At 39.6% G+C, this 12,029-nt stretch carries 14 protein-coding genes; 9 read left to right on the forward strand and 5 right to left on the reverse strand.

The genetic code is table 11. The annotated features are described in order from the left end of the window. Nucleotides 1-130: 130 nt before the first annotated feature. The 3 genes from OQX61_RS22455 to OQX61_RS22465 all read left to right on the forward strand — a co-directional run bounded on the left by OQX61_RS22455 (nt 131) and on the right by OQX61_RS22465 (nt 1,906). A complete protein-coding gene (locus OQX61_RS22455) occupies nt 131-496 on the forward strand; it encodes a hypothetical protein (RefSeq protein WP_265844071.1) in 366 nt (121 codons plus the stop codon). Between the two features lie 11 nt (nt 497-507). Continuing rightward, nucleotides 508-1,365 carry an AraC family transcriptional regulator gene (locus OQX61_RS22460; RefSeq protein WP_265844072.1) on the forward strand — a complete coding sequence of 286 codons (858 nt, stop codon included), beginning with the start codon at nt 508-510 and terminating at the stop codon, nt 1,363-1,365. 85 nt (nt 1,366-1,450) lie between these two features. Further along, nucleotides 1,451-1,906 (forward strand): hypothetical protein, encoded by a 456-nt coding sequence (locus OQX61_RS22465; protein ID WP_265844073.1) that lies wholly within the window; start codon nt 1,451-1,453, stop codon nt 1,904-1,906. Between the two features lie 229 nt (nt 1,907-2,135). On the opposite strand, the gene OQX61_RS22470 is transcribed toward OQX61_RS22465, so the two are convergent. Then, the gene (locus OQX61_RS22470) at nt 2,136-2,729 is read right to left on the reverse strand and encodes a hypothetical protein (RefSeq protein WP_265844074.1); all 594 of its coding nucleotides are present in this window, start codon (nt 2,727-2,729) and stop codon (nt 2,136-2,138) included. Then, nucleotides 2,716-3,213: an RNA polymerase sigma factor gene (locus OQX61_RS22475; RefSeq protein WP_062549678.1), complete on the reverse strand. Its 498-nt coding sequence runs from the start codon at nt 3,211-3,213 to the stop codon at nt 2,716-2,718. The genes OQX61_RS22470 and OQX61_RS22475 overlap by 14 nt, the downstream gene beginning before the upstream one ends. Before the next feature lie 147 nt (nt 3,214-3,360). Here OQX61_RS22475 and OQX61_RS22480 point away from each other — a divergent pair, with 147 nt between their 5' ends. From OQX61_RS22480 to rpmA, 4 genes are all read left to right on the forward strand, one after another. Next, complete coding sequence (locus OQX61_RS22480; protein WP_265844075.1) at nt 3,361-4,746, forward strand: dicarboxylate/amino acid:cation symporter; 1,386 nt, start codon at nt 3,361-3,363, stop codon at nt 4,744-4,746. Between the two features lie 35 nt (nt 4,747-4,781). Continuing rightward, nucleotides 4,782-5,294, forward strand: a complete 513-nt coding sequence (locus tag OQX61_RS22485; RefSeq protein WP_265844076.1) for a hypothetical protein — start codon at nt 4,782-4,784, stop codon at nt 5,292-5,294. 84 nt (nt 5,295-5,378) lie between these two features. After that, nucleotides 5,379-5,690, forward strand: a complete 312-nt coding sequence (gene rplU, locus OQX61_RS22490) for a 50S ribosomal protein L21 (protein ID WP_182960927.1) — start codon at nt 5,379-5,381, stop codon at nt 5,688-5,690. 57 nt (nt 5,691-5,747) lie between these two features. Then, nucleotides 5,748-6,131, forward strand: a complete 384-nt coding sequence (rpmA, locus tag OQX61_RS22495; protein ID WP_265844077.1) for a 50S ribosomal protein L27 — start codon at nt 5,748-5,750, stop codon at nt 6,129-6,131. Between the two features lie 58 nt (nt 6,132-6,189). Here rpmA and OQX61_RS22500 read toward each other — a convergent pair whose 3' ends face one another. Further along, the gene (locus tag OQX61_RS22500) at nt 6,190-6,546 is read right to left on the reverse strand and encodes a helix-turn-helix transcriptional regulator (RefSeq protein WP_265844078.1); all 357 of its coding nucleotides are present in this window, start codon (nt 6,544-6,546) and stop codon (nt 6,190-6,192) included. A gap of 197 nt (nt 6,547-6,743) precedes the next feature. Between OQX61_RS22500 and OQX61_RS22505 the strand changes: the two genes are divergently transcribed. Beyond that, the gene (locus OQX61_RS22505) at nt 6,744-7,706 is read left to right on the forward strand and encodes a response regulator (RefSeq protein ID WP_265844079.1); all 963 of its coding nucleotides are present in this window, start codon (nt 6,744-6,746) and stop codon (nt 7,704-7,706) included. Nucleotides 7,707-7,755: 49 nt separating this feature from the next. On the opposite strand, the gene OQX61_RS22510 is transcribed toward OQX61_RS22505, so the two are convergent. Both OQX61_RS22510 and rnr read right to left on the reverse strand, forming a co-directional pair. Further along, nucleotides 7,756-8,724, reverse strand: a complete 969-nt coding sequence (locus OQX61_RS22510) for a polyprenyl synthetase family protein (RefSeq protein ID WP_265844080.1) — start codon at nt 8,722-8,724, stop codon at nt 7,756-7,758. Between the two features lie 39 nt (nt 8,725-8,763). Then, nucleotides 8,764-10,893: a ribonuclease R gene (gene rnr / locus OQX61_RS22515; RefSeq protein ID WP_265844081.1), complete on the reverse strand. Its 2,130-nt coding sequence runs from the start codon at nt 10,891-10,893 to the stop codon at nt 8,764-8,766. A gap of 174 nt (nt 10,894-11,067) precedes the next feature. Between rnr and OQX61_RS22520 the strand changes: the two genes are divergently transcribed. Next, nucleotides 11,068-11,961, forward strand: a complete 894-nt coding sequence (locus OQX61_RS22520; protein WP_265844082.1) for a mechanosensitive ion channel domain-containing protein — start codon at nt 11,068-11,070, stop codon at nt 11,959-11,961. The last annotated feature ends 68 nt before the right edge of the window (nt 11,962-12,029 follow it).

The following is a 12,029-nucleotide window of genomic DNA, read 5'->3' on the forward strand; positions in this document are numbered from 1 at the left end:
TAAAAAAATACCCCCTAAAGGGTGATTTTTTGCAATGCCATAAATATACCCCTTAAGGGGGGAATAGATGCTGATTTGCTAAGCTTAATTTTGTTAAATAAATTATTATAAAACTAACCCGCTGGTCGCTATGATGGCTGATAAGTTAAATTACCAGGTGCTGTTTGTAAAAGACACGGTTTTGCCGGCTGTTTTTTTTATAGAGGAATTGGGTCTTGAAATGGAAGAAGATCTGTTGGTTGGCGGGAAAATGTGTCCGGTATTGAGAATGTTTAATGGCCATCGTTTAATGTTGGTTAAACATGAAGAGAAAGACCCTGAGGTGATTGTAATTTATACACAAGATTGTCTGAGAGATTTTTGCAATCTCAAAAGGCAGGGTTTCCAGATGGTGTCCGCACCGGTTTACGGGAAAAAGGGATTGACATGTGAGTTTTATGACCCCTGGGGAAACCTCACCTTGTTACTGGAAGAAAGAGATTATAAAGATGCTTAATTAAAAAGGAAATGACGTTTCAGAGAACATTGGTCGATAAGAATGAAGTGATAATGGAGTCTGCCTATGAGTCTGTTCATCAGGCTACAACCGGGAAATATGCGATTCAAATGATCTTTAACGGTTCTGCGGCTTATACCATTGCCAATCGGGAACTAAACCTATATTCCGGAAATTTCATCTTTTTAAATCAGGATACTTCGTACTCCCGAAAAATTGATTCTCCTGTGAAAGTTGATTCCATGTCTGTGCTCTTCGATCCTGATTTTGTCCTGGATTTTGAGTACGCCAGAAGTGCTAAAGCGGAGCTGCTGCTAGATGAACCTCAATCTTACGAAAGAAAAATACCACTTTTTGTAGAAGCCATTTATCCCCTGGAAGGAGATATGAAGTTTAACCTGCTGCACCTGAAAAATCACCTTGATCAGGGTAGTAATGATAATTTATTGCTCAACACCTACCTTGAACACTGTCTGCTGAATTATTATGCGCTTTACGATGCAGAGGTAACCCACAGAGAAGCTTCCCTGAAGTTCTTAAGCCATACCACGAAATCGGAAATACTGAGAAGACTGAGTGTCGCGAGAGATTACATCATCAGCAACTACAATAAAAATATTTGCTTAGAGGAGATCGCCAGAATTGCCTGTCTTTCGGTAAACCATTTTCTACGAACTTTTAAGCAAGCCTACCACCAGTCGCCACATCAATTCCTGACCAGCATCAGGCTACGTCAGGCCAAATACTTTCTGCGGAATACGGATTATCCGGTCAACGAAATCGTAGATATTGTGGGATTTGAATGCCCGAGTTCCTTTATCCGTCTTTTTAGAAATTCCTTCCAGGTAACCCCTGGTCAATACCGCTGATTTTTTTCTGGTTACCTGATTGAAAAGTGTTTTTAGCATATTGACAGTCAGTTATTTGAGCGAATTTTAAATAAAAAAGAAGCTCATGAAAAAGAACTTGTTTGCGTGCTTGCTGATGCTGTGTATCAGTGGCACTCTTGGTTATAGTCGTCCGCTAAATAATGAGGAGCGCTTGCTCAGAAAAACAGTAAATAGTAAACCCCTCACCGTCGTAAATGCTTTTATTGAAGCAAGCGTGCATACCGATGCTAAGTTGTTAAACCTGGTGTTGAACGAAAATGCAAAAGTATGTGTTTGTCTCGGACAAAAAATAGGTAAACATTCTAAAGGACAGCTGGTTTCGTATTATAAAAAATTAGGAAAATCAGACCTCAACTGTGAATCAGATTATGAGATTATTTCCAGTAGTAATACGCTGGCTGTTGTACGGGTAGATCTTAAGTTCCCTTTATTTGTGCAAAGGAATTACATTACCATTGAACAGGGAGCAGAAGGTCTTTGGGAGATCACTCAGGTGAGTAGATTTAATGAAAATATTTAACTTGGTGATTTTCGCTTATCAGGTCTTTTGAAGACCACTTATATTTGTCAATAGGAAAATCCACGTATAAGTTCGGATGAATTAAATTTGGGTTAGTTAATACAAAGGAAAAGTCATCTCCAGTTTGAAGATGGCTTTTTTTGTACCCGGATTTTCCGGAACTATTATAAAACAAAAATGGAGCTATGCGAATAGCTCCATTTTTGTTTTATAATGAACAGGCAGTCTGTTATTGTTCTTTAAACTGGGATCCCAGTCGCTCGAATTTCTCAATCAATAACGATATTCTTTCCCTGTCTTTTCTGATCACTGCTTTTCTGACCAAAGTCGAGCAAAAGATCATCCACAAAGGGGTGAAGACTACGATGAGCACCTGAGCCCAGAGATCCATATAAGATAGCACCTCGATAAAGTAAAGCGCAGAACCGATACTTAATGCAGCGGTATAGATCCAGTACATTTTATGGTGGAGATTGAACCTGCTGATTTGATATTCTTTCAGGCTCGTCAAAAACTCATTTGGATGGGTCGTGAAATCATTTTTTGAAATCAGACGGTGACCTTTATATAACATGAATATAGAGGCTCCGATGGCAATGAGCACTACTGAAATACCGGCATAGGTAGTCCATGATTGAAAATGAAAAAATAAAAGGCTCGCCACTGCAAGGAAAGACAGGCCCAGACCTGCGATATTTAATATCGATCTGTTGCGCATGGAGTTCACTTCCTTTTTTGCCTGTGCCAGCATTTCATCTGCAGAGAGCTTAACGGCTACCGTATGGGATTGCCAAAGCGATTGTATGTGATCAAATTCTTGCATGCTGATTGTATAATTCGGTAAGTTTTAATTTTATGCGGTGGATTTTTACCCTCAGGTTCCCTTCGCTGATTCCTGAGATGTCCGCGATCTCATGGTAGGGCAATTCATCCAGCACCATGGTAATGATCAGACGGTCATTTTCTTCGAGTTGAGAGATCGATTTATAGAGCAAAGCGACCTGTTCGTTCTTTTCTGAGAGTTCTTCCGGTCGCGTTTCTATAATGTTTTCTGTGAGTTCGTCTTTTGCCTGACGCTTTTCGGACCTTAAATAAGTAAGGCAAGTGTTTACAGCAATTCTGTAAATCCAGGTGGAGATCAACGACTTGTTCCTGAACTTGTCCAGGTTCTGCCAAACCTTTAGAAAAGTCTCCTGAAGCAGGTCATTTGCAGCGTCTTGATCGCCCGTATAACCGTAACAAAGGTGGAATATTTTCTTAGAATTGGTGTCGAAGATTTGTTTAAATAACAGGTCTTTCTCTTTCAATATGCGGCTTTTTATTATTTGGTTAGATGAAAATATAGCTTTTTGTTACAAGTCAATTGTATAAAGTTAGTTGCTTTGGTAATAATATTTAGAGAATAAAGTAATTGTTGTAGTTTTACAAACTGTATAAATACTTTAAAAGTTAGTATGTCAAAAAATAATAAGTTAACATTTTTCATTTTTCTGGCCCTGATACTGGGTGTTGGATTAGGATATTATTTAAATGTCTCTTCATTTAAAGACTACAATGAAAACATTACAAAAACAGAGAGTCAGCTTAAAAATGTTGAAGTGCAGTTACTCAGTGTTAAAGACACTACTGTTGTGCAATATGCAGCACTGAATGCTCAGAAAGTAGTGGCTTTAAAAGCAAGAGCAGAGGCGGAAAAAGTGAGAGAGAAAGCATTAGAACCGCTAACTTTATTAAGTGATATCTTTTTGAGATTAATCAAAATGATCGTTGCCCCCCTTGTTTTTAGTACCCTGGTGGTCGGTGTAGCTAAAGTTGGCGACATCAAGGCGGTAGGCCGTATTGGTGGGAAAACCATGTTGTGGTTCATGAGTGCATCTTTATTGTCGCTGATTCTCGGAATGATCATGGTCAATATTTTTGAGCCTGGATTAGCCATGAATTTACCATTGCCCCCGGCAAATGCGGATACGGGGATTCATAAAGTAGCCCTGTCGATGAAAGACTTTATCTCGCATATCGTTCCAAAAAGTATGACAGAGGCGATGGCAACCAATGAAATCCTTCAAATTGTAGTGTTCTCCCTTTTCTTTGGAGTAGCAACTGCTGCAATCGGAGAGAAAGGCCAGATCATCATTAAGTTTTTTGATGCTGTAGCACACGTCATCCTTAAAGTAACCGGGTATGTCATGAATTTTGCACCTTTTGCTGTATTCGGTGCCATGGCTGCGATTGTGGCCAAGCAGGGTTTAAGTGTATTGTCTACCTATGCCATATTTATCGGTGAGTTCTATGGCAGTATGTTCCTCCTTTGGATAGTGTTGATTCTGATTGGATGGACCATTCTTAAAGGCCGGGTATTTAACCTGATGAACAGAATGAAAGAACCGGTATTACTTGCATTTAGTACTGCAAGTAGTGAGGCTGCTTATCCTAAAACGATGCTTCAACTGGAGCGTTTTGGTTGTAAAGATAAAATCGTAAGTTTTGTATTGCCACTGGGTTATTCCTTTAATCTGGATGGATCAATGCTATACATGACCTTTGCTTCACTGTTTATTGCACAATCTTATGGCATTCATTTGTCTTTTGAGCAACAAATTACCATGTTGTTGATCCTGATGTTGACCAGTAAAGGGATTGCGGGCGTGCCTAGAGCATCTTTAGTCGTGATCGCAGGAACAATTGCCACTTTTAACATTCCTGAAGCAGGACTAGCCTTATTGATTGGTATCGATCCATTGTTAGACATGGGTAGATCTGCAACCAACGTTGTTGGTAACAGCATCGCTACCGCAGTAGTCAGCAAATGGGAAGGGGAGCTTACCGGGCCCACCGACTAATTTTTAAACACATAAATAATTACAATAAATATAACATGAGTACAAACGCGAAGAAAATCTTCCTATTATTCACCATTGTCGTTCCCTTCCTGGCCTATTGTGTCATCTATTACACGCCAATGTTTCGCAATGCGCCTTTTAAATCTACAGAATTCGAATCTATTGAATACAAATGGGGCGTAGGAAATAATCTGGAGAATACTTATAATTCTGCAACAGGGGATTATCAGTATGTGGATGGGAGAGACTCAGTGATCAAAACAAATGTAAAGCTGCGTCATAATGATATGCTTTATTTACACAGCAAAGCTGCGGAGATTGGTTTTTGGAATTTCCCGGACGTGATTGCCAATCAGGGAACCAATCTGGATGCTAACAAGGCATTGCGTTATGAGATTACGTTCAATTACAAGAAGAAATCCAAGAAAGTGATTTTCCTGACGGATTACAATGAGATCCCTAAATTAAAGGGACTTGCAGAGCAAATGAAAACCCTTGTGTCACAGAGCATCAATGATGCTGAAGAAAGGTATGGAAAGAAAAAGTAAATCTGTTATGGATTTAAAAATATTAATTCTATATTTGCACCTCGATAAAAAAAATAAACAGTTTAAAACAATAATTATTTAACAATGTACGCAATAGTAAATATAGCAGGACAGCAATTCAAAGTTGCAAAAGACCAGCACCTTTTTGTACACCGTTTGCAAGGAGATGAAGGCGCTAGTATTGAATTTGACAATGTATTGTTGGTTGAAGAAGATGGTAAAATTCTTGTAGGAGCTCCTACATTGAAAGGTGCTACTGTTTCAGCTAAGATCGTGTCTCATTTAAAAGGTGATAAAGTAATCGTTTTCAAAAAGAAACGTAGAAAAGGTTACAAGAAGAAAAATGGTCATCGCCAGTACTTCACTAAAATCCAGATTTCTGGTATCAGTTTATAATTATTTGTTAAACAAAACGAGTTACCAGCATATCAGGTAGTTCATAAAATATAAAACATGGCACACAAAAAAGGAGCCGGTAGTTCGAGAAACGGACGTGAATCGCATAGTAAACGCCTTGGTATCAAAATCTTTGGTGGACAAGTGGCAATCTCTGGAAACATCATCGTACGCCAACGTGGTACAAAACATCATCCTGATAAAGGAGTAGGTATCGGTAAAGACCATACATTATTCGCTTTAGTTGATGGTACAGTAATCTTCAAAAAGAAACAAGACAACAAATCTTACGTTTCTATCCTTCCTTTCCCGGTAGTAATTACTGAAGAAGAAGTAGAAGCACCAGTTGCTAAAGCTAAAAAAGTAGCTACTCCTGAAACGGAAGAAGCTGCTCCAGCTAAAAAAGCACCTGCTAAGAAAGCTGCTGCTAAAGCAGAATAATTAAATAATATTTAAAAAGGGCCATGACGTAATGTTATGGCCCTTTTTCTGTTGCCGGTTATTTTAAAGCCTTTTCCTTTAACAGACCCAGTTCCTCCGCTAATTTATCAACGGTTGCACTGAACTGCTTTAAAGTGCTTTCCAGCTCCCGGATAATCTGATTTGCATTACTGAAACTTTCCTCGCTTTGTTCCTCCTCGATGCCATGAATCAACCAGTGGTAGGTCTTGCCATAATATCTGGCGAGTTTATGAAGCGTATGAAAGGAAGGATATTGATTTCCAAGTTCTATTTGAGAATAATTACTTCTTGATAATTGGAGTACCTCCGCAATCAATGACTGTGAAAGACCATTTTTAGCCCTCAAATCCTTAATCCTTTCCCCAATATCTTTCTTTGATAGAATTTCTTGCATAACTAATATATATTTCGTTGATTTGCGTTGATTACAAATGAGTTAATTGTTTGATAAATAAGGCAATTATGACTCCATAAATAGATCCTGGTATTAGTTTATCATAAACAGGATTAAATTATGTTAATTATAAGGCTAATGGGTATTGACTATTGTAAGGTCGCTTATACTCATTGTTGCTTTAAAAGACTTGAAATATGCCAATTAGAAGGATTTGCGAAGCCGCAGACTGCTCGTTTTTTACGATAGATAAAAATTACCAGTTGGTGTCTTTTAAAGTGGAGACACAAAATGACCTGGATAGCTTTCTGATTAAATCTCCCTCAATTGGGGACTTAGCTGTGGAAATCATTGCACAGAAATACAGGAAAAATTTTCAAAGTTTACTCATCAGGTGTTTCGCCGGACATAGTTTTACCATCGCACAACGGTTCGGGATTGAAAATACCAACGACCTGTTTCTCCAGATCATCTTTACCCCCTTGTTTAAAGCAGGGGTAGCAGATCAGGTCTTGTGTACGCTGGTAAACGACAGCGATCATTCCGGCTCTTTAAGAATGCTCGGAGAGTATTCACACCTGACATCACATGAATTGAGAGCTCCCATCACCAATATCCTGAGCCTGTCTACCCTGACCAATTACCAGCAGCTGGAAACTTTTGAGGTCGCCAAGATCAATCAGTTGTTAAACGATATTAACCTGCAGGCCCTGAAATTGGATGGGATCATTAAGATGCTCAACTCCATGATGCACAAGCCCGAAAATGAAGATCTTTTTGCGGATTTGAATGAAAAGACCGATACCAATCATATTGTGCTGGTAGATGATGATGTGATCACCAACAGATTGCACCAGATGCTGATCAGGAAACACCATACGGAGAAAAAAATAGCCTTGTTCAATGATGCACAAATTGCTTTAGGATATATTAAAGAGCATAAGCCGGACCTGATTCTACTCGATTTACACATGCCGGAGATTGATGGCTGGAAATTCCTGGAAATGATGGAAGAACATCAGATCTTTGTAGATGTCATTATTGTTTCTTCTTCCATAGATCCAAGAGAAAAACTGAGAGCCAAATCTTTTATGTGTGTCAAGGATTTCTTTGTGAAACCACTCACCGCAGAAAAAGTAAAGCAGCTATTAGAAGATTAATGTTTCCCCTTATAGCTGCTTTTTGTATTTTAACCTGATTTTAAGCGTCTTAGTGCTCTCTATTCATCAGTTGATTAGATAGTAGCAGTAATTCTTCTTTTCTTTCCTCAGGGACCGCTAATGCGCTCAATGCCTCAAAGGCTTTATCAGAATAGTTTCTCATTTCCAGACTCGCCAGACCTCTGATGTCGTACTTATTGTACAAAATCGTCATGTTGGAGATTTTGTCCTGGAAATCTGTGTTGGTGCTTTGTTGTTCCATTTCCAGCAGATCCGCAGGTTCAGCCAATTCTTTTAATTTCAGCAGGAGTAAGGTTTTCTTATTGGCGATAATATCACCACCTACCTGTTTTCCGAATTTCTCCGGATCTCCGTAAACGTCTAGGATATCATCCTGTAACTGGAATGCAATCCCGATGTTCTCTCCAAACTCATACAGTTGTGCAGCTTCCTCATGACTTGCTCCTGCGACCTGAGCACCTAATTTCATCGCTCCGCCTAACAAAACAGCTGTTTTTAAACGGATCATATTGATGTATTCAGAGATACCTACCAGGTCACGTTCTTCAAATTCCATGTCTAACTGCTGACCTTCACATACGCCTTGTGCAGTGGTATTAAAGGTGTCCAATGCGTCTTTAAGCACACTGCTGTCTAACATAGAGAGGTGTTTGTTGGATTCTACCATCATCACATCGCCACTAAGAATGGCATTGTTAACTCCCCACTTTTCATGAACGCTTTGCTGGCCTCTACGCAATGGCGCATTGTCCATGATATCGTCATGTATTAAAGTGAAATTATGGAAAGTCTCTATCGCTAATGCAGCAGGGATCGCTTTTTCAATACTGGCGCCAAATAAGTCGGCGGCCATTAATACTAGTGCCGGTCTGATTCTTTTACCACCAAGGCCCATGATGTAACGTATGGGTTCATAAAGTCTTGCAGGTGTTGCAGGGTATTCGATCTTATAAATAGCATTGTCTATAATTTCTTGTAATTGGGTAGGAGTATACATGTTTTTTGCAAAGGAATTTACCGAAGTATCTGTTTTATATTATTGGATTAAAGAAAAATCTATTTGTCTTTTCGAGAGGTCTACTTTTTTCACTTTTACCTGTACCTCATCGCCCAGCTGATAAGTTTTCTTTTTACGCTGACCTACGATGCAGTAGTTTTTCTCGTCAAGTACGTAGAAGTCGTCCGTTAAGTCTCTCAGGCGAATCATGCCTTCACACTTATTGGCAATGATCTCAATGTACATGCCCCATTCTGTGACGCCGGAGATGATACCAGTATAAGTGCTTCCGATATTATCTTCCAGGTATTCAGCTTGTTTGTACTTGATCGAAGCACGTTCTGCATCAGCAGCACGTTTTTCCATCGCTGAAGAGTGAGAAGCAGCAATTTCATACTCTTCCTCATTTGCAGATTTCTCATCGTTCAGATAAGCTGCCAGGAGGCGGTGCACCATCACATCAGGGTAACGTCTGATCGGAGAGGTGAAGTGGGTATAGTGATCAAATGCCAGACCGTAATGGCTGGTTTTCTTAGTCGTGTATACTGCTTTCGCCATAGAACGGATCGCCAGCTGCGTCAATACATTCTGCTCTTTTTTACCTTCCACATCTTCCATCAGGTAGTTTAGTGATTTCGCAATCTCTTTATCTGATTTCGTATTGATCTTGTAACCGAAACGCGCTGCAAAAAGTGCGAAAGTACTTAAGGTTTCAAGATTTGGAGAATCATGGGAACGGTAAATGAAAGTATATTTCTGCTTGCCTTTTCCTTTTTTAGCGATAAATTCTGCTACTTTTCTATTGGCAAGTAACATGTAATCTTCAATTAGTTTGTGGGCATCTTTACGCTCTTTTACATATACACCAACGGGCTTACCGTTCTCATCCAGCTGGAATTTAACTTCAGTGCTCTCAAAACTGATGGCACCTTCTTTAAATTTCTTCTCTCTGAGGATATAGGCAAGTTCATTTAGTTTCAGAATCTCTTCTGCATGGTCGCCTTCTTTGGTTTCAATCACTTCCTGCGCTTCTTCATAGCTAAAGCGTCTGTTGGAGTGGATCACCGTGCGGCCAAACCATTGGGTAATGATATTTGCTTTTTCATCCAGTTCGAAAACAGCTGCAAAACACAGTTTGTCTTCATTTGGACGTAAAGAACATACGCCGTTACTCAAACGCTCCGGAAGCATCGGGATCACCCTGTCTACCAGGTAAACCGAGGTTGCTCTGCCATACGCTTCTTTATCAAGTGCGGAATTAGGCCTTACATAATGCGATACATCGGCAATGTGAACGCCGATTTCGTAATGTCCATTCTCTAGTTTTTTGAAAGAAATGGCATCATCAAAATCTTTTGCATCTGCAGGGTCAATCGTGAAAGTAACCGTATCTCTGAAATCTCTGCGACCTTCGATCTCTGCTGCTGATACCTGCTCAGGAATGGAATCCGCCTCTTTTTCTACTTCCGGTGGGAAGCTCAGCGGGAAACCATACTGCGCAAGAATCGCATTCATTTCCGTATTGTTCTCTCCTTGCTCTCCAAGGATATTGCTGATTTTACCAATCGGGTTTTTAGCTCCTTCCGGCCAATCTGTGATGGTTACCTGTACTTTCTGTCCGTTTTTAGCGCCGTTAAGGTCGCTTAATGGCACGAAAATATCATGTAGCATTTTCTTGTCGTCCACGTTTACAAAAGCGAAACGGTCGGAGATCTTAATGACACCGATGAAGTCAGTTTTTAAACGTTGAATAATTTCAACCACTTCTCCTTCGTTCTTACGGCCGCTTTTCTTGGCGTAGATGTAAACTTTTACTTTGTCACCATGAAGGGCGTTGTGAAGTTTACGGGAGGATACGAATACATCTTTTTCAAACTCATCGTCAGGGACGATGAATGCATTCCCATCGGCAGTCATGTCGACTTTTCCAATGATAAAGGTTTTCAGGTCTTTTAGTCTGAACTTGCCACGTTCAGGTTCAGCGAAAACGCCTTTTTTAGCCTGTTGTTTCAATATATCGAGGATAGTTTCCTTAGCATCGGAATCTGTAATGTTTAATTTTGCAGAGACCTGTTTGTAATTCAGGGCCTCTTTGTTGCTTTTCTCCAGAACGTCGCTAATTAATTGTATTAAAACGAGTTCTAAGTGAGATGATTTATTTTTTGCCATAGTATAGATATGAATCATTCGAAGGTAACAATTTGAAGTGGAAAAGCTGCCAAATGCGCAGTTAAATGTCTTTAATCAGGCAATAGAACGGTGTAAATGAGGTTAAATCTGTGATAATGGATGGCCGATTTTTGTATCTTTGAACAAATAAGGTTTTATTAAAGAACATAGGTTTTGATAACTATAGAAGATAAAGAGAGAGAAACAGGTAAAGAATTGATCATGATTCTGATCAAGGCACTGATTTGCGCAGCCCTGATTTATTTTGCGATCAAAGTGCCTCAGCTCTATACGGAATATCCTTTTCTAGGGAAATTAAGTAAAGGCTGTATTCTGTTTTTAGGCCCGAGTTTGCTTGTTTCTATCCTGAGACTGGTCGTGATTTATTGGTATATCAAGAAACACCGACTGAAAAAGACCATTAAGGATAACTTTATTCTGGGGATCAACAGGGTGGTTTCCATCTTTAATACCGTGTTTTTTGCATTGGCATTGACCGCATTGTTCAATGTGGATCCCCGGGAACTGGTGTTTAGTGTTTCGATTGTGGCGGCTGCACTGGCGGTAACATTCAAAGATTATATTACGAGTATGATTAATGGATTGATCATCATGTTTTCAGACCGCTTATCATTAGGTGACCACATTAAGTTAGGGGAGCATGAGGGGAAAATTCTGGACATTACACTAACCAACATGATCCTTCAAAATGAAGACAGTGATATGGTGATCATCCCGAATTCAGTGGCTTTTGGTTCGGTCATCGTGAACCAGTCGAAGCAAAACACCAAGAAATTAAGTATAGAATTTGACCTTTCATTGCGGTATAGTTATACCCCTGATTTTCTGGAAGAATACCTGACGAAAGCGATAGAAAATGATTCGGATAATGTCGTAGAACGCGGTTTGTCGATAAAAACTATTGCCATCAATAAAGATGTGGCCATTTTCAAAGTGATGGTGCTTTTGAAACATTATGATAAGGTGAAGGAACGCGCGGTAAGAAGGTTGCTGAATACCGCTTTAATCAAGTTGGCCAGTGGTTCTGTAGAACCGGAAATTCATTAAACTACAAAATAGTATTGTTGGAGACAGTTTTTTAGTGGACTCATTTTTTAATTCAATGGTTTAATGGA

The organism is Pedobacter sp. PLR, from assembly GCF_026239675.1.
In the GTDB taxonomy this organism is placed as follows: domain Bacteria; phylum Bacteroidota; class Bacteroidia; order Sphingobacteriales; family Sphingobacteriaceae; genus Pedobacter.